Source organism: Acidithiobacillus ferriphilus (assembly GCF_028215975.1).
Classification (GTDB): Bacteria; Pseudomonadota; Gammaproteobacteria; order Acidithiobacillales; family Acidithiobacillaceae; genus Acidithiobacillus; species Acidithiobacillus ferriphilus.
On record NZ_CP116458.1, the window covers coordinates 1,907,934 to 1,930,640 of the forward strand.

At 58.8% G+C, this 22,707-nt stretch carries 21 protein-coding genes and 2 tRNA genes; 8 read left to right on the forward strand and 15 right to left on the reverse strand.

From position 1 onward, the window contains the following. Window positions 1-3 precede the first annotated feature (3 nt). From PJU76_RS09540 to rpsU, 3 genes are read right to left on the reverse strand one after another with little or no spacing between them, the layout of a single operon-like run. A complete protein-coding gene (locus tag PJU76_RS09540; protein WP_271779339.1) occupies window positions 4-2,340 on the reverse strand; it encodes an endonuclease MutS2 in 2,337 nt (778 codons plus the stop codon). Further along, window positions 2,340-2,786: a GatB/YqeY domain-containing protein gene (locus PJU76_RS09545; protein ID WP_271779340.1), complete on the reverse strand. Its 447-nt coding sequence runs from the start codon at window positions 2,784-2,786 to the stop codon at window positions 2,340-2,342. Before PJU76_RS09545 ends, PJU76_RS09540 begins: the two co-directional genes overlap by 1 nt. Beyond that, window positions 2,786-3,001, reverse strand: a complete 216-nt coding sequence (gene rpsU, locus PJU76_RS09550) for a 30S ribosomal protein S21 (RefSeq protein WP_035195145.1) — start codon at window positions 2,999-3,001, stop codon at window positions 2,786-2,788. The genes PJU76_RS09545 and rpsU overlap by 1 nt, the downstream gene beginning before the upstream one ends. A gap of 289 nt (window positions 3,002-3,290) precedes the next feature. On the opposite strand from rpsU, the gene PJU76_RS09555 reads away from it, so the two are divergent. Further along, on the forward strand, window positions 3,291-4,148 hold the full coding sequence (locus tag PJU76_RS09555) for a sigma-70 family RNA polymerase sigma factor (RefSeq protein ID WP_215848959.1): 858 nt from the start codon (window positions 3,291-3,293) through the stop codon (window positions 4,146-4,148). Here PJU76_RS09555 and rdgB read toward each other — a convergent pair. Both rdgB and rph read right to left on the reverse strand, forming a co-directional pair. Beyond that, a complete protein-coding gene (rdgB, locus tag PJU76_RS09560; protein ID WP_271779341.1) occupies window positions 4,115-4,738 on the reverse strand; it encodes an RdgB/HAM1 family non-canonical purine NTP pyrophosphatase in 624 nt (207 codons plus the stop codon). The two genes, PJU76_RS09555 and rdgB, sit on opposite strands and share 34 nt — an antisense overlap. After that, entirely contained in the window at window positions 4,735-5,463 is a 729-nt protein-coding gene (rph, locus tag PJU76_RS09565; RefSeq protein ID WP_271779342.1) for a ribonuclease PH, read from the reverse strand. The genes rdgB and rph overlap by 4 nt, the downstream gene beginning before the upstream one ends. Window positions 5,464-5,592: 129 nt before the next feature. On the opposite strand from rph, the gene PJU76_RS09570 reads away from it, so the two are divergent. Continuing rightward, window positions 5,593-6,087, forward strand: a complete 495-nt coding sequence (locus PJU76_RS09570; RefSeq protein WP_064219913.1) for a Crp/Fnr family transcriptional regulator — start codon at window positions 5,593-5,595, stop codon at window positions 6,085-6,087. A 9-nt stretch (window positions 6,088-6,096) separates the two neighbouring features. Here the strand turns inward: PJU76_RS09570 and PJU76_RS09575 are convergent, their stop codons facing one another. Further along, window positions 6,097-6,642 carry an LON peptidase substrate-binding domain-containing protein gene (locus PJU76_RS09575; protein WP_271781009.1) on the reverse strand — a complete coding sequence of 182 codons (546 nt, stop codon included), beginning with the start codon at window positions 6,640-6,642 and terminating at the stop codon, window positions 6,097-6,099. A 33-nt stretch (window positions 6,643-6,675) separates the two neighbouring features. On the opposite strand from PJU76_RS09575, the gene hemW reads away from it, so the two are divergent. Then, window positions 6,676-7,833 carry a radical SAM family heme chaperone HemW gene (gene hemW, locus PJU76_RS09580; protein WP_271779343.1) on the forward strand — a complete coding sequence of 386 codons (1,158 nt, stop codon included), beginning with the start codon at window positions 6,676-6,678 and terminating at the stop codon, window positions 7,831-7,833. A gap of 14 nt (window positions 7,834-7,847) precedes the next feature. Here the strand turns inward: hemW and PJU76_RS09585 are convergent, their stop codons facing one another. Next, window positions 7,848-8,159: an encapsulin-associated ferritin-like protein gene (locus tag PJU76_RS09585; RefSeq protein ID WP_215848955.1), complete on the reverse strand. Its 312-nt coding sequence runs from the start codon at window positions 8,157-8,159 to the stop codon at window positions 7,848-7,850. A gap of 23 nt (window positions 8,160-8,182) precedes the next feature. Between PJU76_RS09585 and PJU76_RS09590 the strand changes: the two genes are divergently transcribed. Next, entirely contained in the window at window positions 8,183-8,983 is an 801-nt protein-coding gene (locus PJU76_RS09590) for a pseudouridine synthase (protein WP_271779344.1), read from the forward strand. 102 nt (window positions 8,984-9,085) lie between these two features. Further along, window positions 9,086-10,618 carry a DHA2 family efflux MFS transporter permease subunit gene (locus PJU76_RS09595; protein WP_271779345.1) on the forward strand — a complete coding sequence of 511 codons (1,533 nt, stop codon included), beginning with the start codon at window positions 9,086-9,088 and terminating at the stop codon, window positions 10,616-10,618. 10 nt (window positions 10,619-10,628) lie between these two features. Here the strand turns inward: PJU76_RS09595 and PJU76_RS09600 are convergent, their stop codons facing one another. Then, entirely contained in the window at window positions 10,629-11,582 is a 954-nt protein-coding gene (locus PJU76_RS09600; protein ID WP_271779346.1) for a D-alanyl-D-alanine carboxypeptidase family protein, read from the reverse strand. A gap of 167 nt (window positions 11,583-11,749) precedes the next feature. Here PJU76_RS09600 and PJU76_RS09605 point away from each other — a divergent pair, with 167 nt between their 5' ends. The 3 genes from PJU76_RS09605 (at window position 11,750) to PJU76_RS09615 (ending at window position 13,684) form a co-directional block, all read left to right on the forward strand. After that, the gene (locus PJU76_RS09605) at window positions 11,750-12,511 is read left to right on the forward strand and encodes a sulfite exporter TauE/SafE family protein (protein ID WP_271779347.1); all 762 of its coding nucleotides are present in this window, start codon (window positions 11,750-11,752) and stop codon (window positions 12,509-12,511) included. 15 nt (window positions 12,512-12,526) lie between these two features. Continuing rightward, window positions 12,527-13,534: a class I SAM-dependent methyltransferase gene (locus PJU76_RS09610; RefSeq protein ID WP_271779348.1), complete on the forward strand. Its 1,008-nt coding sequence runs from the start codon at window positions 12,527-12,529 to the stop codon at window positions 13,532-13,534. 74 nt (window positions 13,535-13,608) lie between these two features. Beyond that, window positions 13,609-13,684 (forward strand) — tRNA-Ala (locus PJU76_RS09615). A gap of 64 nt (window positions 13,685-13,748) precedes the next feature. On the opposite strand, the gene purL is transcribed toward PJU76_RS09615, so the two are convergent. From purL to trhA, 7 genes are all read right to left on the reverse strand, one after another. Continuing rightward, on the reverse strand, window positions 13,749-17,600 hold the full coding sequence (gene purL, locus PJU76_RS09620) for a phosphoribosylformylglycinamidine synthase (protein WP_271779349.1): 3,852 nt from the start codon (window positions 17,598-17,600) through the stop codon (window positions 13,749-13,751). A gap of 70 nt (window positions 17,601-17,670) precedes the next feature. After that, window positions 17,671-18,393, reverse strand: coding sequence for a phosphoribosylaminoimidazolesuccinocarboxamide synthase (purC, locus tag PJU76_RS09625; protein WP_271779350.1), 723 nt, complete (start codon window positions 18,391-18,393; stop codon window positions 17,671-17,673). Then, window positions 18,390-19,697, reverse strand: coding sequence for an adenylosuccinate lyase (purB, locus tag PJU76_RS09630; RefSeq protein WP_271779351.1), 1,308 nt, complete (start codon window positions 19,695-19,697; stop codon window positions 18,390-18,392). Before purB ends, purC begins: the two co-directional genes overlap by 4 nt. Next, window positions 19,694-20,821, reverse strand: a complete 1,128-nt coding sequence (locus tag PJU76_RS09635; protein ID WP_271779352.1) for a hypothetical protein — start codon at window positions 20,819-20,821, stop codon at window positions 19,694-19,696. Before PJU76_RS09635 ends, purB begins: the two co-directional genes overlap by 4 nt. A gap of 38 nt (window positions 20,822-20,859) precedes the next feature. Beyond that, the gene (gene dapA, locus PJU76_RS09640) at window positions 20,860-21,735 is read right to left on the reverse strand and encodes a 4-hydroxy-tetrahydrodipicolinate synthase (RefSeq protein ID WP_271779353.1); all 876 of its coding nucleotides are present in this window, start codon (window positions 21,733-21,735) and stop codon (window positions 20,860-20,862) included. Between the two features lie 151 nt (window positions 21,736-21,886). Further along, window positions 21,887-21,962, reverse strand: a tRNA-Glu gene (locus tag PJU76_RS09645). A 56-nt stretch (window positions 21,963-22,018) separates the two neighbouring features. Further along, window positions 22,019-22,672, reverse strand: coding sequence for a PAQR family membrane homeostasis protein TrhA (gene trhA / locus PJU76_RS09650; protein ID WP_271779354.1), 654 nt, complete (start codon window positions 22,670-22,672; stop codon window positions 22,019-22,021). Window positions 22,673-22,707: the final 35 nt, after the last annotated feature.

The following is a 22,707-nucleotide window of genomic DNA, read 5'->3' on the forward strand; positions in this document are numbered from 1 at the left end:
TCGTCAGCGTAACTCCAACTCGCTGACCCCGCCACCACCATGCTCTGGTCGCGCCATGCGCCATTGGCTGACTCGAGGGTCCTGTTCGGCAAATTCGCGCACCATTTCCGCAAGTACGCCATTACCCTTACCGTGCAGAATCTCGACTTGTTGGCGACCGGCGGCCACGGCACCATCCACATGCCGGCACAAGGCCAGCAAAGCGTCTTCCCGAAGCTGTCCGCGCAAATCCAGGCGCCAAGGATGATCTTCCGGCGCTGCATATTGAGCGCTGCCCTTTTCCTTGGGTATCTGCATCGCTGCATCCACGGCGAATTGTGCGGTCGGCACCCAAAGCTGCTTGCCCCGCAATTGAATCTGCACCCGTTGTCGGGCTGGATCCACACGCAATACCTGGGTCACCTGCCGGAGCGGCAGAAACAGACCCTTGGCCCCCACGGCAGGCAGACTATCCGCACGCTGCTCTTCCACCCGGAAAGGGGCTTCCAGACGCTGCAAGGCCGCTGATGCGGCATGAGTATCCCGTCCTGACTTGAGCGTCGCGATGGTTTGCCGCACCTGCTGGCGTGCCGTCATCAGGATATCTTCCCATTCGGCATGCGCAGCGGAGGCGGCTTTTGCGCGCTCTTGTCGTGCCGCCTCCAACTCGCGCTCCAAGCGCCGGGCGGATGCTGCGGCTTCGTTGCGCGCCAACGCGGCCTCATCCATGGCCTGCTGTGCGGCCCGCAGTAAACCCTCCCGCTGCGCTTCCCAACGTTCCCAGTCTTCGCGATCATCGGCATAGAGCGCCTCGGCGCGGGCCATCAGCGGCGCTGGCATCCCCACCCGCCGAGCGATAGCCAAGCCCTGGCTCGCGCCACCCACACCCCACTGCAAGCGATAGGTGGGCGCCAGGCGCTCTGCATCGAAACCCATACCCGCCAACGCCACCCCTTCATGGCTCAGGGCATAGCGTTTCATCACTTCCAGATGGCTGGTGAGCAGTGTGCAGGATTTGGCCGCCAGCAAGGCCTCTGCCACCGCCTGGGCCAGTGCGCCCCCCTCTCGGGGATCGGTACCGTTGCCCAATTCATCAAGGAGCACAAGACTGTTGGCATCGGCATGCCTCAGCACTTCCTGCAGGCGCTGCACCTGCGCCGAAAAGGTAGAAAGATCCGTGTGAATATCCTGGGCATCGCCAATGACCGCAAAGCACTTTCGGAAATAGCCCAGAGTGCCTTCCGCCGTCACCGGCAACCCCATATAGGCCATCAGATGATTGAGCCCCACCGCTTTCAGGGTAGCCGTCTTGCCACCGGTATTGGGGCCGGTAATCACCAGTTGGTGCGCGTCCACCCCGAGATGTACCGAGTTACCCACAATCTGCCCCGGATGACGCAGACAGAGTAACGGATGGCGCAGGGCCTGCAGATCAAACGCCGCCGCAACACCCACCTTGGGCAGAATCCCGCCATAGGTATCGCCCAGTTCCAGCCCCGCCCGTACCGCATCCAGGCGGCCCATATGCCTCAGGGCCGCGACGATGCCCGGCACTTCTGCCCCGACCGCCGCGCTGAGGACGCGAAGAATGCGCTCCTGTTCCTGCAACTCAGCTCGTCGGTCCTGAACCAATTGATTATTCAGATCGACGGCAACCAGCGGTTCCACAAAAAGGGTTTCACCACTGGCCGAGCGATCATGCACGATTGCTTTGATACGCCCTTTATGACTGGCTTTGAGGGGCAGCACGTAACGCTCGTTGCGCTGCACGATGATCTGATCCTGCCAGTATTCCTGCCAGTCAGGATTGCGCAGAAAGCTTTGCAGGAAACGTTGCAATTCGCCGCGGCTAGCCCGCAGGCGCTGACGCAGCAGCGCGAGATCAGGGCTGGCTGTGTCGAGGAGTTCGCCCTCCTCATCCAGCGCCATCTTGAGGCTACGCGACAAAGCCGCCGGAGGATCAAGCTCAGCCGCCAGTCCGGTCAGGGCATCCACAGTCTGACGCAAAGCCGCAGCGTAGTCTTTCTGTGCCGTCAGCACGTTGAGCACCGCGCGCAAATCTCGCCCGCTGAGCACAGCACCAGGGCGCTGGACCAGATCCAGCAGGTTGTTTACATCAGGAATATCAACGACTGGGAGAAAAAAACCGGCGGTAATACGCTGTGACAGCCACGTCGACCAATTCAGACGATCATGAATTTCCGCGAGCGTCACCCAAGGAGCTGTCGCCGCAACATACTTGCGACCATAGATGTGACCACAATGCTGAGACCACGCGCTCTGCACATCACTGGCATCCAGAGCCCGCCAGAAGCTGTTCTGCCAGGGGGTAATCCCGGCCGCAGCCGCGTCTTCGTCCATTAGCTGCTAAGGCGGGCCTTTACTTTTTCCGCCACCACGGCCATGTCCGCACGTCCCTGCATCTGCGGGCGCAAAGCAGTAAGTACCTTACCCATATCTCTGGGACCACTGGCTGCTACGGCCATTATTGTCTCAGCAATCAGCCTATCGATTTCCACAGGCGGCAGCGCCTCCGGCAGATAGACCGCGAGGAAAACGATTTCTGACTCTTCCTTTTCCGCAAGATCCGGACGACCACCAGCAATAAATTGACTGGCAGAATCCTTGCGCTGCTTGATCAGCTTATCCACAATGCTCAACGCTTCAATATCGTCAAGCTCGCGGCGCTCATCAATTTCGCGCTGCTTGATCGCTGCCAGAAGCATACGAATGGCCACCAGACGCTCGGCTTCCCGAGCGCGCATGGCCGACTTCATATCTTCCTGGAGGCGTTCGCGCAGTGTCATCAGTAGAGCCGGACCAGACGCATGGACTGGCGCCGCATACGCTTCAACGAACGTTTACGGGCCGCAGCGGCCTTGCGCTTACGCTCTTCTGTGGGCTTTTCGTAGAACTCACGACGCCGCACTTCGGTAAGGACGCCCGCTTTTTCACAGGAACGTTTAAAACGCCGCAGCGCAACTTCGAAGGGCTCATTTTCTTTGACGCGAACAGTTGGCATAGAAGGATTCCGACCTCTTTGGATATAGGTAACGACAAAGGGCAGGATTATAGGCAGATCAAGGGACATAGTCAAAAAACCCTGGCCGCCCGTAAATACACCTCAAGCTAAAATACCTTATTTCCCGCGATGCCGGTGGCACCTTGTTGCTAAAATCACAAAATACCGTTGCAGCCCCTTGACAGACGGATCAAAAAGAATCCTAATATTGGTGATCGTGAAAACGCTATTAAATTATATTATTAGATTATAACGTTGCAACACTTTGTGATCGAAACAAGAGGCCAAAATGTATACCGAAGCTAGGGAATCGAGGGATTCAGACATTCCTGATATGGATCCCGCCATTGATCCGCCGCCTCTTGGTGATTTCATAGACGACGAAAACAGTGGACCGTTCCTCAGCCAGAAACAGGAACTGCAGCTCATCCATCGGCTGCGCCAAGGTGATGAATGCGCTCGCGCCACCCTCATCTCTGCCCACATGCCCCTGGTGAAGGCGGTCACCCGTGGTTATCGCAACAAAGGACTGAGTCAGGAGGACCTCCTTCAGGAGGGATATATGGGCCTGCTACGCGCCGCCGACCGGTTTCGGGAAGGGCTCGGAACACGCTTTTCCAGCTACGCGACCTGGTGGATTCGCGAGGCCATGCAACGGGCACTCATCCGCTCTCGCTTCATACGCCTGCCCGACTATCTTGCCAAATCCCTGCACGCTTATACGCAGCGCGGAGAGGAAAAAGACAGCAACATCGATGTACGCCGCGAGCAGCGCCGCGAAGCTCTTGGAGTGCGCGAAAGCACCATGCGCGCGCTGGATTTTGCCGATATTCGTGTCTTTTCTCTCGACGAGGAAATGTCCGACGGGCCCAGCCGTATCGAACAGGTGGTCGGCGATATTGCCGGTCCTGATAACGAATACGACCGCGACGCCATTTGCAAAGCGCTGCGCGGGCATTTGACGGAACTCAACGAAAAGCAACGGGAGGTCATGGTGTTTCGCTACGGCATGCATGGCGATGCCCCGATGACTCTGGAAGCCGTGGCCGAACGGATGGGTGTCAGCCGCGAGGCGGTAAGACAATTACAGGTGCGGGCTCTGTCCCGCCTGCGTCAATCATTGAGTGATAGTGGCTGGGGCGCCTGACGTTCCGCCAGTAGCGCCAACAGTCTGCGTAGCGCCAGCGCACGATGACTGCAATCGTTTTTTTCTTCCAGACTCCACTGCGCCGCGCTGCGCCGTCCGCCTGCGGGCCGAAATAGCGGATCGTACCCAAACCCTCCACCACCGACGGGGTGCTCACCAATAACTCCCTGCCAGAAACCCTGAGCCACCAATGGCGAAGGATCAGCGGCAGATTCCAGAAAGACCATGCAAGCCACATAATAAGCGGCACGAGCCGCGCCCTCTACGCCAGCCAGCACCGTCAGCAGCTTGGCGTTGTTGGCGGCGGCACCAGCCTCTGGACCCGCATAGCGCGCGGAGTGAAGGCCGGGTGCTCCTTGCAGGTAGGGCACACAAAGCCCGGAATCTTCGGCAAGCGTTGCCATACCACTTTGTGAGGCGGCGTGGCGTGCCTTGAGCAACGCATTTTCGACGAAGGTAAGTCCGGTTTCTGCAATACTGGAAATACCCAGCCCCGTTTGGCCGACCACCGCAAAACCACGAGCGGCGAGCACCGGTTGCAACTCACGCACCTTACCCGCGTTACCGGTGGCCAACAACAAGGGCGTCATGAACGGGCTTCCGAGCACTCCTGATGCTGACGCGCCACCAATTCAGCGATCCCTTTGCGCGCCAGCCCCAGCATTTCGGTCATTTGTTCCGCACTGAATACCGCACCCTCCGCAGTTCCTTGCACTTCTACAAACGCACCTGCACCGGTCATCACCACATTCATATCCACGTCGGCATTACTGTCTTCGGCATAATCGAGATCCAGAACCGCCTGCCCCTGGTAGATGCCCACCGAAACAGCCGCCACCCAGTCCCGCAAGGGATTGTCCTGAATCCGCCCGGTCGCACGCAAATGTTGCAGAGCATCGGCCACCGCCAGACAAGCGCCGGTAATACTCGCGGTGCGGGTTCCGCCATCGGCCTGAAGCACGTCACAATCCACCCAGATGGTGCGCTCACCCAAGGCCTGCAAATCTACGGCAGCGCGCAAACTACGGCCGATGAGGCGTTGAATTTCATGGGTGCGTCCACCGATACGTCCCTTGGCAGATTCCCGCGCGACCCGCTCCCGGGTTGCACGCGGCAACATACTATATTCTGCCGTCACCCACCCCTTGCCCATACCGCGCAGAAAGGACGGAACCTTTTCTTCGACGCTGGCGGTACACAGCACTTTGGTGTCGCCACAGGCTATCAGTACCGAGCCTTCGGCATGTTTGGTAAAATTTCGGATGACCTGTACCTGACGCAAGGCGTCGGCACTTCTTCCACTGGGACGTGTCATGGGAATACTCGTTGGAGGCAAGGTTGCATTATACCCCGAGGCGACGGCCAGATTCAAAATGCGGTACTGTCCCTCAGCCCTCTTCCACCATTATAATGATAGAAAATCCGCTTCCCAGAGGAACACACCATGCCCGGCATTGCCCATGTAGAAATCGCCCAATTTCTCAAACAGCATCATCTGGCGCAGTCGCTGACCATCAGCGAAGTCCAGACCCTTGCTGAATATGTCACCCATGCCCAATTTCATATGGATCAGGTGATTGCCGAATGGGGCACTCTGGGAGAAGCTCTGTTCTTCTGCGTCAAGGGTGAAATGGCCATCGTTCACCACACCGCCGACGGCGACGAAGTAGAAGTGGTCCGAGTACATGATGGAGAGATGGCTGGAGAGATGTCTTTTTTCGACCGTCAACCACGTAGCGCCCGCATCCTCGCCAAAAGTGACGATACCCAGGTACTGGTCCTCACCCGCGCCCGTTATCAACGGCTAAAGGTAGAGAAACCTTATATTACTGTGAATATCCTGGAGCAGGCAATTATCAGTCTCGACCACCTTTTCCGTAATCTTTCACAAAACTATACCGATTTTTCCACCTACATTTACGGCAAAGGGAAGCGTTAAGATTTGTTCCTACGGGCCGCGTTGATTGAGCAAATCCATAATCCGGTGCAGTCGCTCCAAGGGATCCTGAAGGAGGAGAAGCTGTTGCTTTTCTTCTGGAGAGGCAGGCAGTGCCTGCGCCAGAATCATCCCGGCACTGCTGGCGTCCATCTCCGCAGCGGGCTCCTTGCCCACCAACTCTTCAAGAATAGAACGCAACACATCACTTTCGCGACACATGGGCACAATGGGTTCCGCAGCCCAGCGTTGAATCACGGCTACCGCCAAAGGTCCATCGTAACGCCAGTCCTGAATGGTGAAACGTTCCTGCCCCTGCACCTGCACCTGGAGAACACCCGCCTCACCACCCCAGTCCACAATGCGCGCCAGGGTACCCACCAATTCCGGCCCGGCATGGCCGTCACCGCGAGGGCGGCTGAGGCAAATGCCAAAATCGCGCCCCTGCCGCAGGGAAGCGCTGATCATGTCCAGATAACGCGGCTCAAAAACACGCAGTCCCAATAATGCCTTGGGAAAAAGTACTGTTCGGAGTAAAAATAAGGGCGTCCAATCCATTTTCGTCACCTATCATTCCTCCTACGAGTATTCATGAGCCTCACCCTCAAACCATCTTCGTCGTTTTCGCTCTATGTGCACCTGCCCTGGTGCAAAGCCAAGTGTCCCTATTGCGATTTTAATTCCCATGCGACCAACAGCATTCCCGCAGAACGTTATCTGGCCGCGCTGCTCGCCGACCTGGATCGGGAACTGCCACGCATCTGGGGACGCCGTGTACAGACTATTTTTATCGGCGGTGGCACCCCCAGCCTCTTTCCGCCAGAAATCATCGATCGCCTACTCTCCGCGATCCGCGCCCGCCTGCGGCCTCTGCCCGGCCTGGAAGTGACGCTGGAGGCCAATCCGGGAGCCATGGAAGCGGCATCTTTCCGCGCCTTCCGGGAGGCGGGCGTCACCCGGCTCTCTTTAGGCATCCAATCTTTCAATGATGCCTTTCTGCAACGACTCGGACGCATTCACGATGCAGCGGCAGCCCGCCGCGCGGTGGAGCTCGCCATCGCCGCGGAATTCGAAAGCTATAATCTCGATCTCATGTTTGCCCTGCCAGGGCAGGATCTCGCCGCTGCCCAATCAGACCTGAAAATCGCGCTGGACTATACCCCTCCCCACCTGTCCCTCTACCAGCTCACCCTGGAGGCGGGGACCCCTTTTGCAAGTCATCCACCGGCAAACCTGCCGAACAACGATCAAGCCGCTGACATGGAAAATGCCCTACGTCGGCAACTCCAGGAGGTCGGACTGCCGCGCTACGAGATATCGGCCCACGCCCTGCCCGACCAACGCTGCCAGCACAATCGCAATTACTGGCTCTATGGCGACTACCTCGGCATCGGTGCTGGAGCACACGGCAAAATCACCCTGTCCGATGGCATCTGGCGCAGCCGCAAACCCAGCCGTCCGGAAAGTTACATGACCGACGCACTGAGTGATGCCGACGCCATCGGCGACTATGAACCCGTGTTAGTCGCCGACAGACCTTTCGAGTTCATGCTCAACGCCTTGCGTCTGACGGATGGCTTCCCCATGGCGTTATTCCCGGAACGTACAGGCCTGTCATGGCCTATGGTTCAGCCACAAATCCGCCGGGCCGAGCGCGCGGGTTTAGTCGAAATCAAAGGAGAATTCCTACAACCCACTGTTCTCGGGCTTAATTTTTACAACGACCTTTGTGCGCGTTTTGTCCCGTGACAACGCGATCCATTTTACTCTCGTCCCATCGTCGCGGACTCGTGGCCGGTGATGGAACCCTTGCTGAACAAATACTCACGCAATTCTTTGTCCAGCCGCGGCATTTTGCGGCGCAGCCACTCCAGTACCATAGCAGCGTGCTCAATTTCTTCATCCCGATTGTGTTCCAGAATTTGCTTGAGCATAGGGTCCTTGCAGGCGTCGGCGCGCTGCTGGTACCAGTCAATCGCTTCAAACTCCTCCATCAGCGAGGAAATGGCCCGATGGACGTCCACGGTTTCGGGGGACAACGATTCGAGGGGTTCATGCAAAGTTTCATGCGCCATAATCAACTCCTTTGGGCGAACGAGTGAAACGCCCTTCAAATCATAGTCCAAAGCTTGGACAAAACCAAAGTGCCCCCGGCTTTGGGCTTGCCCGCATCCTGTCCAAAACCGGGGTGTGCTCACGGACGGTGGCGGCGGAATGGATACGGGCCGGCCGGGTGGAGGTAGATGGCCGCCGGGTACACGATCCAGAGGCACGCTTTGCCCTGTCCGGCCCCAAAATTTGTGTCGACGGTATCGAGGTCACCGCCAGTACCCGCCGGGTTTTGCTCCTGCACAAACCGCGCGGAGTTCTTACCACTCGTCGGGATGAGAAGGGGCGTGCCACCGTCTACGACCTGCTGCCAAAAAGTCCATGGTTGGCCCCCGTAGGACGTCTGGATCAGGCCAGCTCCGGTCTGTTGCTCTTCAGTAATGACCCGCATTGGGCGCAACAACTGTTGGATCCGGATCAGCATGTGGCCAAGACCTACCATGTGCAGATCCGCCCGCCCCTCTCCGCGAGCGCCGCAGCTCAATTAGCGACCAGCCCCACGCTCGATGGCAAACCTTGCTTACCGTTGCGGATAAGAGAGTTACGCTGTGGTGGAAAAACCCAATGGCTGGAGTTCATTTTGCAGGAAGGACGCAATCGCCAGATCCGGCGTCTGCTTGCCGCCAGCGACACGGAGGTGTTGCGCCTGCTTCGCGTAGCGGTGGGAAATCTGCCTCTCGGCGCGCTGCGTCCCGGCGAATGGCGTTGGCTGCGCAGCGATGAGGAAGACCTGTTACGTCAGGCACCGCTTGCCCATGACATAGCACGTTTCCCGCCAAAACAAGTCTGACCACGGGTGCATCGGGCCACAATCCCGGATTTTCCTGGTTGCGGTCTATCCCGACATTGCTGCTTAATTACCGTTTCCAACTTACCAGAGAGGAACCCATCCGTGACGCAAGAGAGCCCCGCTTCACGTCTTACCATTACGGTAGCAGTCATGCTGGCGGTAGTCATGCAGGTACTCGACCTGACCATTGTCAACGTAGCGCTGACCTACATGCGCGGCTCTCTGCATGCCAACAGCGATCAGATCACCTGGGTGCTCACCAGTTACATGGTCGCCAATGTGATCATCCTGCCCCTCACCGGGCTCCTGGTGGAACGCTACGGCCAGCGCAACATCATGCTCTGGAGCGTGGTCGGCTTTGTGATTTCCTCGGTGCTCTGCGGGCAGTCCCATAGCCTGCTAGAAGTCGTGCTCTGGCGCTTCCTGCAAGGCATATTTGGCGCGTCGCTGGCGCCCGTGGGGCAGACCATCATGCTCGGCGCCTATCCATCCAACAAGCGCGGTCAGGCCATGGCCATCCTCGGCATGGGCATCATGCTGGGGCCGATTCTGGGTCCCACCCTGGGCGGTTATCTGACGGACACGCTCAGTTGGCGTTGGGTATTCTATGTGAATATTCCCTTCGGCATCCTCGCGTTCCTGATGATGCAGACCGTTCCTGACGGCGGCAAGAGCACCACCCCCCGTCCGGTGGATTGGACAGGCTTTGCGTTGATGGCCGTGGGGCTGGGCAGCCTACAGGGCGTATTGAGTCTCGGCGATCAGGATAACTGGTTCAGCTCGCGGACCATCATCATTCTGACTATTTGTGCCATATTGGGAATGCTATTTTTTGTCTGGCGCTCTTTGAGCGTAAAATATCCCGTGGTGGATTTGCGCCTGCTCAAAGACCGTAATCTCTCCATCGGCAGTATGGGTATCGGTATATTCGGTCTCGCCCTCTTCGGTACCATGGTGATTCTGCCGATCATGCTGGAGACGCTGATGCACTATGAGGCTTTCACTGCGGGGCTGGTGATGGCACCACAGGGCATTGGTGCGATGTTGGCCATGATGCTGGCGGGACGACTGCTGGGGCGCGGCGTCAATCCACGTAACATCGTACTGGTCGGCGTTATTTTCGGCGCCGTTGGTACCTACTTCACGACACTCTACAGCCTGGACATCAGCATGGCCTGGCTCATTTGGCCCAGCTTTATCCGCGGCATTGGCTTTGGGCTGGTCACCATCCCGCTCTTCACCCTGGCCTTTATGACTCTGAAAAAATCACAGCAGGCCGAAGGATCGGGCATTTTCAACCTGATGCGAACATTGGGTGGCAGCATCGGCATCGCCATCGTCTCTACGGTGACGAGCCAGGAAACGCAAGTGGGTTGGAACCAGATGAGCGGCTTTATCAACCCGTTCAATCCTGCCTTTAATCACTATCTCGCAGCAGCGGGTATGACCGAGAATCCGACCACCTGGCGAGTGCTGGGTAATGTTGTGCTATACAGCCAGGCGAATATGCGCGGAACGCTGGACGCTTTTGTACTCGTTTTTTACGGCTTTCTGGTCATGATTCCGCTGATCATATTCCTGAAGAAACCACCCACCGACTCAGCGCCGCCCGCACACCTCAACCTCAGCAAGTGAAGCTTGGCAATTACGGTGCCGAGGTCCGCTCAAGATGCGGTGCCGCAGGCAGCCAGAGAGTGCGCGCGAATCCCCAGTCCAGCAACTTGAGACTCTGCCAGGATGCCTTCCAAAACCCCCGTCTTTCATTGTGAAATGACGGTACACCGAGAATCACGGCAATCAGCTTCACGCCATCCTGAGTTCCTGTAGCAACGAGACAATGCCCTGCTGCGTCGGTATAGCCACTTTTCATGCCAGTGATAAAGGGCACCCGCCCCACCAACAGGTTGGGGTTAGGGCTGGTGATGCCCGCGTAGGTGAAGTTTTTGTGGTCAAAAAAAGACATGAACTGCGGAAACCGGGTCATGATCGTGCGGGTGAGGACAGCAACGTCATAGGGACTGGACATGTTATTAGGATGCGGCAACCCATCGGGATCATAATAGGTGGTGGAAAGCATCCCGATTTTACGCGCCGTCTGGTTCATTTTGGTGACAAAGGCGGATACGCTGCCGGCCACCAGATGTGCGGCTTCTACCGCAGCATCATTGCCGGAAGGCACCGTCATTCCGAGAATCATCTGCGCGACGGTAAAGGGCAGACCGGGGTGCATGAACATACTGGAGCCCCTCGTCTGTAGCGCCGTGTGACAGGGCACGAAGCGCTGGTCCATCTGCAGATGCCCGCTGTCAATGTCCTTGAAAAGCAGATATAGCGTCATCAGTTTGGTAATGCTGGCAATGGCATAGGGCCGATAGGCATTTTTCGTCGCAATGATGGCGCCGGTATCCGCGTTCATCAGAATATAAGCCCGCGCATCTATGGGTGGGAGGCCGCTGGTCCCGGCTGCGGCACGCGGCGCGCAAAATAGAAAAATCGCCGCCAACAAAAGGAGGGGAAAGAGCCACCACCCTGTGGAAGAGAAATATTTTGCCGTCGAGGGTCCAAAATCTGTGTCGGGTATAGGAATGGAGGCCAGCATGGGAACACCTCGCCGCATCGGCTATATCAGATTAAAGCAATTTCTTAGGATGCTTCGATATTAGGCTATTTTTTTACGGTTGCCTATAGACCAACGCCCGACTCTGATGAATCAATCCCACCAGCCCTATATGGAAGGTCATCCACAAACCATATAGACTGGTCGGTATGATAACGCAGGCTTCCCTTTCCTACGCCACCCTGATCCAAAACCCGCTGCTCTGGGCCATCGCCGGAGGAATCGTTCTGGCCGCCTTTTATGTCCGCGCGGTGATTGGCTTTGGCTCTGGATTAATTTCGGTGGCTTTACTGACGCTTATTTTCCCCATCAAAGAAGTGGTACCCGTGGTACTGCTGCTGGATCTGCTCGGTTCCGTGCTGCTGGGCGCCTATGACTTTCGGGAAATGCGTTGGCCGGAGTTACGCTGGCTGATTCCCGGCAGTGTGATCGGCTTGGCCATCGGCTCCTTTATTCTCGCGGATACCAATGCCCAGAATCTGACTCGCTTTCTCGGCGTGTTCATTCTCGCCTACGTGGTCTACGCGCTGGCCACGAAGCCGGAGCGACTACCACGGGTCGCCTTGCCCTGGGGAATGCCGCTGGGCATTTTCGGTGGCGTGGTAGGCAGCCTGTATGGCGGCGGGGGTCCACCCATTGTCGCTTACCTGCAAATGCGGCATCTCGACAAACGCGCCTTTCGCGCCACGTTTCAAGGCATTGCCCTCACTGACAATATCCTGCGGGCCTTTATGTACATCGCGCTGGCCCTGTTGACCTGGCAACTGACGGTGGGTTTTCTCCTGCTGATTCCACCAGTGTTGCTCGGCTTGTGGGCAGGCAATCACTTGCACATGCGCATCAATCAAAGGGCTTTTCTCATGGGGACCCTCGCGGTACTCGCGGTGGTCGGTCTAAAATATCTTCTCTGAACGTGGGAGTGTGACATGGCTTTACGCAACATGGATGAACTTCGGCAGCAGGCTCAGGGTGCGTTATCCCTGAACATCGCTTTCATTGGCGTCGTCAACGGACTTTTTAGCGCCCTGCATACCCTGGGCAATGCGGACACCCCCACACTGGCGTCTGCCGCCGGGATGGATACCGGCTACGTGCTGCGCTGGTGTGACGCCGCCTATGCCTTTGGCTGGCTGGAACTGACCGACAATGAACAATGGCGGCTGAGCGAGGATGGCGACAGCATGCGTCCGGAAGCCGAAAACAGCCGTGTGGGCGTAGCGGTGGGTGCCGTGCTTTCTGCACATATGGCGGAGCGGGCGGCGGGTCTCATGCGCACGGGTGAACGTCCCGGTGAACAGGTGCTGGCCGAACGCGAAACCATTCTGCCCTGGTTCGGGCTGATGCTGGAGAACAATTTTCGCAAGACGTTCGAGGAGAAAATCTGCCCGGCCGTCCCCATCTTTGCCGAAGTCGATGCACGCGGCGGGCTGGCGGTGGACCTGGGCTGCGGCAATGGCTGGTATTTGCGGGCACTCGCCGCACGCTGCGGACATCTGCGCGGTCTGGGGCTGGATGGTTTCGCCGAAAACATCCGCCAGGCTACGGAAAAAGCCCAAAGCGAGGGTGTTGCGGATCGCCTGCATTTTGATGAAGGCGATATTCATCAGTTTTCCCTGCCAGAGCCCGCTGACCTCATCGCCATGAATCGCGCCCTGCATCATGTCTGGGAAAACCGTGGTGAGATTTTTCAACGACTGCACGCCAGCCTGAAACCCGAAGGCGCCATCGTCATCTGGGAACCGGCCTGGCCCGACGACCACCGCGTGCTGCGCGAGCCGCCGCTCCGCGGCATGGCCTTTCAGAATCTGACCGAACATGTGCAGGGCAACCATTTCCTGCATCCGGAGGAAATTGCCGCAGCCCTTAGCGAGGCCAGCCTCAAGCCGGAGATTTTTCCCTTCGGCAGCGATGTCGTGGTGGTGGGCCGGGCGTAAGAAGGCTCCGCATTTCCAGCACCCTGTGCCGCCCATTGCATTACGGGGGAGTTGCCTTTATCCTACGCGGCAATGGGGCGGTAGCTCAGCTGGGAGAGCGTCGCGTTCGCAATGCGAAGGTCGGGAGTTCGATCCTCCTCCGCTCCACCAGATAAAAAAGGCCCGGGCTTATAGCCCGGGCCTTTTTTATTAATATCTTATTTTGCTCCAAACATTACCCCAACGCCTTCCGTGCGTTCACAAAAATCTGCATCCATGGTGTAGCCTCACCCCACTCCGGTGGCCGCCAGCTCATCTGTAAACTGCGCACGACCCGCTCCGGGTGCGGCATGAGGATAGACACCCGGCCGTCCTCATTGCAGAGGCCGGTAACGCCTTGCGGGGAGCCGTTGGGATTGGCTGGATACTGCACTGCAGGCTGTTCCTGGGCATCCACAAAACGCATGGTAACAGGCCCTGAGCCAGGCTGATCCACGGCGAAATGCGCCCGCCCCTCGCCGTGGGCGATAACGATGGGCGCGTAAGTGCCCGCCATACCCGCGAACAACAGCGACGGCGAATCCACGACCTCGACCATGGCCAGCCGCGCTTCGAACTGCTCCGAGCGGTTGCGCGCGAAGCGCGGCCAGTGCGCCGCGCCGGGGATAATGTCGCGCAGCTCCGCCAACATCTGACAGCCATTGCAAACGCCCAGGGCCAGGCGCGAAGTATCGGCAAAGAAGGCGGTAAAATCATCCCGCAGACGATCATGGAAAAGGATCGATTTGGCCCAGCCCGCACCGGCGCCCAGCACGTCTCCGTAGGAGAAGCCGCCGCAAGCGGCCATCGCCTGGAAGTCTCCCAAGCGGTGACGACCAGCCGCAAGGTCGCTCATATGCACGTCCACGGCGGCAAAACCGGCACGATGGAAAGCCGCCGCCATCTCGATCTGGCCGTTTACACCCTGCTCCCGGAGGATCGCCACGCGGGGCCTGGCCCCGGTCTGCATCATCGGCATCTGCGGGGTGAAGGTCAGACGGGAGAACAGTGGCGTTTCCTCTGCGGCCACCACAGCAAAGGCCTCTTGAGCGCACAGCGGATCATCGCGCAAGGCCTGCATCCGGTTACTGGTCTCCGCCCAGGTGCGCAGCAGATCGGCGGCAGCTTCGTTCAGGACGGATTGGCCATCCTGTTCCACGGACAAACGCCAGTGGTCAGTCTTTACCTGACCAATGACCTGAGCCCGTTCAGCGAGACCGGCATCGGCAAAAATCCGCATTATTTGCGCGCGCTGGGCGGCCGAGGTCTGAATAACCACTCCTGGTTCCTCGGCGAAAAGGAAGGACCAGCTATCCGCCCCCGAAGGCAGTTGAATGTCTGCTCCGCAACGGCTGGCGAAAGACATTTCGCAGAGGGTCGCCCAGAGGCCACCGTCGGAGCGGTCATGGTAGGCCAGCACCAGTTCCCGCATGCGCAAAGCCTGCAATGCGGTGAACAGGCCGCGCAACAACCCCGGAGCATCCAGATCGGGTGCGCTGTCGCCCATCTGCCCCAAAGTCTGGGCCAGAATGGAAGCGCCGAGCCGGCCACACCCCAAGTCCACCAGCCAGAGATCCGTATCAGGTTGAGCAGACCACTGAGGGGTCCAGCTCTTCCGCAAATCCGCCACAGGCGCGAAGGCCGAGATGATCACCGACAGGGGCGACACGACGGCCTTTTCCACGCCCTCCTCCTGCCAGATAGTGCGCATGGACAGGGAATCTTTGCCCACCGGGATGGCAAGGTCCAGCGCCGGACAGAGTTCCAGTGCCGCGGCACGTACCGCGTCATAGAGCGCCGCGTCTTCTCCAGGATGATCTGCCGCCGCCATCCAGTTGGCCGAGAGCTTGATATCTCCCAGCGCGGCCACATCGGCGGCAAACAGGTTGGTGAGGGCTTCGGCAATGGCCAATCGGGCGCTGGCTGCGGGATTCAACACCGCCACCGGGGCGCGCTCGCCGATGGCCATGGCCTCGCCGTGGGTATTCCAGAAGTCCGCTGCCGTAACACCGCAATCGGCCACCGGCACCTGCCACGGCCCCACCATCTGGTCGCGGTGAATCAGGCCGCCGACACTGCGGTCGCCGATGGTGATCAGGAATTCCTTGCTGGCTACCGAGGGATGGCGCAAAACGGCATAGGCGGCAGCACGCAAATCGGCGCCAGACAGGTCCAGCGGCCGCAAATCGGGCTGCACATGCCGACTATCCCGTTCCATGCGCGGCGGGCAACCCAGCAAGGCGCTGAGAGCCATATCCACCGGCCGGTCATGGAGCAGGGAATCCTCCAGAATCAGGGCATCCTCCACCGTGGCCTCTCCCAGGACCGCCCAGGGGCAGCGCTCGCGGGCGCAGATCTCCGTGAAGCGCGGCAGATCTGCCGCCGCCACGGCCAGCACGTAACGCTCCTGCGCCTCATTACTCCAGATCTGCATGGGCGACATGGCCTGTTCTTCATTGGGCACCGCTCGCAGTTGCAGATGGCCGCCACGACCACCATCGTGCAACAACTCGGGAACGGCGTTGGAGAGCCCGCCCGCCCCGACATCATGGATGGACAAAATAGGTGAATCCTCTCCCAGAGCAATACAACGCTCGATCACTTCCTGAGCCCGGCGCTGCATTTCCGGATTGCCGCGCTGCACCGAGGCAAAATCCAGTTGCTCATCCCCTGCCCCGCTGGCCACGCTGGAAGCGGCGCCGCCACCCAGACCGATGAGCATGGCCGGACCGCCGATAACCAGTACCTTGGCGCCTTCCGGCAGAGGCTTCTTCTCCACCAGCAGGGGGCGAATCTGCCCCAGACCGCCGGCCAGCATGATGGGTTTGTGGTAGCCGCGGTGCAGCCCACCCTGATCACATTCGAAGACCCGGAAATAACCGGCGATGGCCGGGCGGCCGAATTCGTTGTTGAAGGCCGCAGCACCCAGGGGGCCTTCGCGCATGATGTCCAGCGCCGAGCGGATACGCGTCGGCTTTCCGTAAGGGTTCGACTCCCATGACTGGATATAGCCGGGAATCCGCAGATGTGACACCGAGAAGCCGGTCAAACCCGCCTTGGGCTTGCCGCCCCGCCCAGTGGCGCCCTCGTCGCGGATCTCGCCGCCGCTCCCCGTGGCGGCTCCGGGAAAGGGCGAAATGGCCGTCGGGTGGTTGTGGGTTTCGACTTTCATCAGGATGGCGGTGCGCTCTTCCGCCACGGCATATTCTCCCGACGCGCCCACCGCGAAAGGCTGGCTCAGCGCGCCGCCCGCCATGACCGCGGCGTTGTCCTTATAGGCGGAAAGGGTACCCTGCGGATGCAGGCGGTGAGTTTCGCGAATCATGGCGAAAAGGCTGAGGGCTTGATCCTGGCCATCCAGCCGGAAGGCCGCATTGAATACCTTGTGCCGACAGTGTTCGGAATTGGCCTGCGCAAACATCATCAACTCGGCATCACTGGGATCGCGTCCCAAACCGGAAAAATAATCAAAAAGATAATCCAGTTCCGCCGGAGCGAGCGCGAGACCCAAGCTGGCATTGGCCGCGCGCAAAGCGGCCCGCCCCTCTTTGTGCAAGGGAATGCGGATCAGTGACGCGGGTTCCGGATGGGCAAAAAGTGCCTCTGCCGCCGCCCAGTCCGGCAACACCGACTCGGTCATGGGATCGTGCAGAAGCCGGCTCATCGCCTGTAACTCTGCCGCGCTGAAAGCCGCATCGCCAATTTTCTGCACGCGATATGAAACGCCTCGTTCGATACGCCGCACCGCACCCAATCCACAGTGTCCGGCAATATCCGTCGCTTTGCTGGACCATGGTGAGATGGTCCCGAGACGGGGCACCACACAGACTTCCACTGCGTCCTCTGCATCTCCTTCAGCAGATTCCCCGTAATGCAGCAAAGCCGCCAGCACCCCCATTTCTGCCGACGTCAGGGGTGCGCCGAGATCAACCAGATGGACGTATTGAGCGACTGCGCTCTGGACGGGAACCCCCCCGGCAACGAGGATGCGTAGCAAGTGTTGCACACGAAAAGCGGACAGTGCCGCAGGACCGCGAAGCAGCAGCATGGGATGATCCCTCATTCAAGAAAAGCGGCAGGACGAGCCCGCAGGCTATCCCGCTGGAAAGACACTGACTTTATGATACCGCTGGGAGCGGCACGCCCAGGCGGCGCGCGACTTCTATATACGCTTCCACCACCCCGCCCAGATTGCGACGAAAGCGATCTTTATCCATTTTTTCCAGACTCCGGGCGTCCCAGAGTCGGCAACCATCGGGGCTGAATTCATCGCCGAGATAAAGCTCCCCGTCAAAACGCCCGAACTCCAGCTTAAAGTCCACCAGAATCAGATTCGCCTTTGCAAATAGTGCGGACAGCAATATATTGACCCGCATGGTCCAGCGGCGCATCGCTTCCACTTCTTCTGTCGTTGCCCAGCCGAAAGTGCGAATATGGGAGGTGTTAATCATCGGATCATGCAGCGCATCGTTCTTCAGGAAAAATTCCAGCGTCGGCGGCTCCAGAATCCGGCCCTCCTCGATAGCCAGGCGCTTGGACAAGGATCCCGCCGCCCGATTCCGTACCACACACTCCACCGGGATCATCTCCAAACGGCGCACCAGGCTTTCCCGCGCATTGAGGCGACGGATAAAATGGGTCGGCACACCCTCACCCTGCAAATACTCCATGATGAAGGTATTGAACGCGTTGTTTATCTCGCCTTTATGAGCAAGCTGCTCGACCTTTTCGCCGTCAAAGGCCGAAGTGTCGTCCTTGAAATGCAGAACCAGTTCATCGGGTGATTCGCTGGCATAGACGATCTTGGCCTTGCCCTCGTAAAGGGCGCTGCGTTCGCTCATCGGGGTTGCCCTTCCGGAAAAACACGGGCGAAAATGGCATCAATGTTGCGGGTGTGATAGGCAAGATCAAACAATTCCGTCAATTCCTGCGCATTCAGATAAGGCCGAATCTGCGGGTCTGCCGCCAGAAGCGACTTAAAATCCGCATTCGCCTCCCAGACCTGCATCGCGCTGCGCTGCACCACCCGATAGGCATCTTCGCGCAGCATGCCCTTCTCGGTGAGCGCCAGCAGCACTCGCTGCGAGAAAATCAGGCCGTGCATTTTATGCAGGTTTTCCAGCATCCGCTGCGGATAGACCACCAGCCGTTCCAGCAGGCCGCTCGCCCGGTGGAACATGAAATCCATGACAATGCAGGCGTCGGGGCCAATCACCCGCTCCACACTGGAGTGGGAGATATCGCGCTCATGCCAGAGGGCGATGTCCTCCAGCGCCATGCCCGCATAACCGCGCAGCAGACGGGCAAGACCGGTCAGATTCTCGGAGAGGATGGGATTGCGCTTGTGGGGCATGGCGGAACTGCCCTTCTGCCCGGCGCTAAATGGCTCCTCCGCCTCCAACACCTCGGTGCGCTGCAAATGGCGAATTTCCACGGCAATCTTTTCAATAGATCCGGCAATCACCGCCAAGGCGCCAAAAAATTCGGCATGACGATCCCGGGAAATGACTTGCGTACTGGCCAGTTCCGGGGTCAGCCCCAGCTCCGCACAGACCGCGTCTTCGACACCGGGATCGATGTTGGCGAAAGTGCCCACAGCCCCCGACAACATGCCCGCCGACACCGCGGCAATGGCACTGACCAGACGTTGCCGATTGCGCTGCGCCTCGGCACACCAGACCGCCACCTTCAGACCAAAAGTGATGGGCTCCGCGTGAATGCCATGGGAGCGGCCAATCATCAGCGTATCCTTATGCTTCCAGGCCAACTTCACCAAGGCCCGGTACAAGCGGTCCATCCCTTCCAGCAGCAGCACCCCGGAACGCTTCAATTGCAGCGCAAACCCCGTATCCACCACATCCGAAGAGGTCAGGCCCAGATGGATGAAGCGGCTGGACGGCCCCACATGCTCGGCCACCGACGTCAGAAAGGCGATGACGTCGTGTTTGACTTCCAGCTCAATTTCCGCAATACGGGCGCTATCAAAAGCCGCTTTCGCCTCGATCTGGGCCAAGGCGTCGGCGGGAATCTGCCCCCGTACCGCCAGCGCCCGGCAAACTGCCAGCTCCACATCGAGCCAGGCCTGATATTTGGCATCCTGCGTCCATAAGGCACCCATTTCCGGGCGCGTATAGCGCTCGATCATGCCTTGTCTCCATTCTTGGGAGACAGACCCGACTGCAGCTTGTCGAGAATCTCTGCGGACCATGTGGCGGCATCCTTGCCAACGCCCGGCGTCGTCTCCAGTACGCTGCCCTCGTTGTTTTTCATGCGCAACAGCTTCACCCGCACCGAGATGGGTTTCCGCTTTTCCGGACTGCTCCAGATAGCCTTGATGTTGTCCCAGGTCCGCTGGAAGATGCCGCCGATGAAACCCTGTTTCCGATCTGCCTGTGCACCACCTTCCTGCACTTGAACATCCCATACCCCCATGCCCGCACTTTGCACGGGATAACCCAGATTCTGCAAAACCATTTGTACCGCCGGCTGTGCCTTGGCGGGAACCACATTCAACACCAGATAAGGGCCACGATCATCCTGGTAACGGGTAACCTTAATGTCCGGCATTTCCGCGAGGGGTGATTCCTGGCTCAGGCGCTTTCGCAGCGCTTCCATAATCTGCCGGTTGTGCCTGGCATCGGCGGGTACTTTCGTCCATTCCACACTGCCACCGGTAGGGTTATTCCAGACGCGATCCTGCTGTATCGTCAAGATTTCGGATCCATTTTCCCCCGCATTCAGATGAAAGGTGTATTTCTCCCGATGGGTAGGTGCCACGGTGTTCCCCAGTACAAAGGCCAGACCGCTGCGGAAATCCCGCCAGTTGGTGACCAGTTCGTCCTGTTGCGGAGAGAATTTCGCCACCGTAGTCTCATCTGCTGCCAGTGTCGCTTTCAAGGCAGCCCAAATCTGTGCCGGCTTCGCGGTTGTGCTCAAACGCAAATCCGCGCCGGCACCCAGAATTTGTGCGCTCACACCCGGCAGCATGTTTTCTTCGACTGGCTGCTGCCCGGCCGCCGCGTGGGGCTGAAACAGCCCGTAACCACCAGAGCCGGTATCCTTCGACAGATCTCTGGAAGTTACCGCCCCCCCCGGTATGGTAACTCCCGGTTGCGGCGCCTGCGCCAGCAGATCCGGTGGAACCTTCAGGGGTTCCATCACCTTGGAATCCTGGTATTTCGGGCCACTATTAGACTTGAAGAAGGGGATGTAGGAACACCCCCCCAAACCCAGACTGGCAACCACGGCAAGAGCTACGTAACGGCGCATGCAAGACTCCACTAAACGCGACCAGGCGCGAGAATAATTTAGATACACTGCGCCCGACGCAAACTTTCGCGCAGACGCTCATGATGAACAGACGAAAAAGGGGTTAGGGGCAGACGTAGCGCCGCTCCCATGCGGCCCATCTCGTGCAGTGCCCATTTGACCGGGATGGGGTTGGACTCCAGAAAGAGATCCCGGTGTAACCCCACCAGTTGCGCGTTGACCGCGCGGGCACCAATAAAGTCACCGGCCAGAGCCAGATCACACATCCGCGCCATCAGCCGGGGCGCCACGTTGGCGGTGACCGAGATCACGCCACGCGCACCCAATGCCAGGGCGGCCAGGGCGGCACCATCATCGCCGCTGTACACCTGCACCTGATCCCCACACAAAGCCAGAATTTCAGCAACCCGCTCGACTTTACCGCTCGCTTCTTTGATGCCGATGATATCGGCACGCGGCGCCAGACGCGCTACTGTCTCTGGTAAAATATCCCCAGCGGTGCGACCAGGGACATTGTAGAGAATCATGGGAAAGTGGCATTGCTCGGCGATCGCCGAATAGTGCTGGAACAGGCCTTCCTGGGTAGGCTTATTGTAATAAGGGGAAACCAGCAGGGCCGCATCAGCTTTGACTTCCATGGCCGCACGGGTGAGCTCTATGGCCTCATAGGTCGCATTGGCTCCGGTCCCGGCGATCACCGGGATGCGCCCTTTGACCTGCTCCACGACGGTCCGAATCACCGCCACATGTTCCCTCATTTCCAGGGTGGCGGATTCTCCCGTGGTACCGACGGCGACCAATGCGTGCGTCCCTTCGGCGATATGCCACTCCACCAGATCGCGGAGCGCAGTGTCATCTACCACGCCGTCCGCCCGCATGGGCGTCACCAAAGCTACCATACTGCCATGAAACATGATCCAGCTCCCGCTTTAACCCATGCCTTTTCTGCTAGGGATGGTACTTGCCCAACGGCGGGCTTGGCAAGGCAAGAATCACCCACACCGCCACGCTACTGGCATAGACAGCTTTCAGCGCATTCAAAATGGGGCGATCAGAGAGAAAAAGTGGTGCTCCCAAGGGGGTTCGAACCCCTGTTACCGACGTGAGAGGCCAGTGTCCTAGACCACTAGACGATGGGAGCAAGCGGGCCGATTATATGCACTTTGGTCAGAAAAGCAAGAATAAGCAGGTGCACAATCAGCCGGCGTACTGCAGAATCGCCCAGAATTGCAGTGCGGTACCCGCGATGACAAAAATGTGCCAGATGGAGTGAAAATATTTCCAGCGATCCAGCAGGAAAAAGAGGACACCCACGGTATAAGCCAGCCCGCCTCCAGCCAGCCACCATAAAAACCAGCCAGGTGCAGAATTATAGAGCGGCACTGCGGCAAGGATCGCCAGCCAGCCCATGACGAGATACAGCCAGAGAGAAACCGATTGAGCACGCGCCCCACCCACGGCCAGCAGGGTAATGCCCAGCGCTGCCAGACCCCACTCCAGTGCCAGCAGAAGCCAGCCCCACGGGTCATGGAGCACCATCAGCGTCACCGGGGTGTAAGTTCCTGCAATGAGAAGATAGATAGCGGAACGGTCCACCAACTGAAAGACCTTTTTGAGTCGCCCCGATGGCAGAATATGATAAATGGTCGAAGCCCCGTACAGCATCACAATGGTGACCACAAATATACTGATACTGGCTACCGCAAGACGGGTGCTGTGGAGACCCGCGCCAACCATCCATAGCATGAAAACCAACAGTGCGCCGACTGCGCCAGCGCCATGCAGCAGGCCGTTAATCCATTCCTCGACGCGGGTTTGATTCCGCACCATGCCATCTAGATCTTGTTTCATCACCGTTCCGCTCTATTCGCTCAAGCAGTTATAAC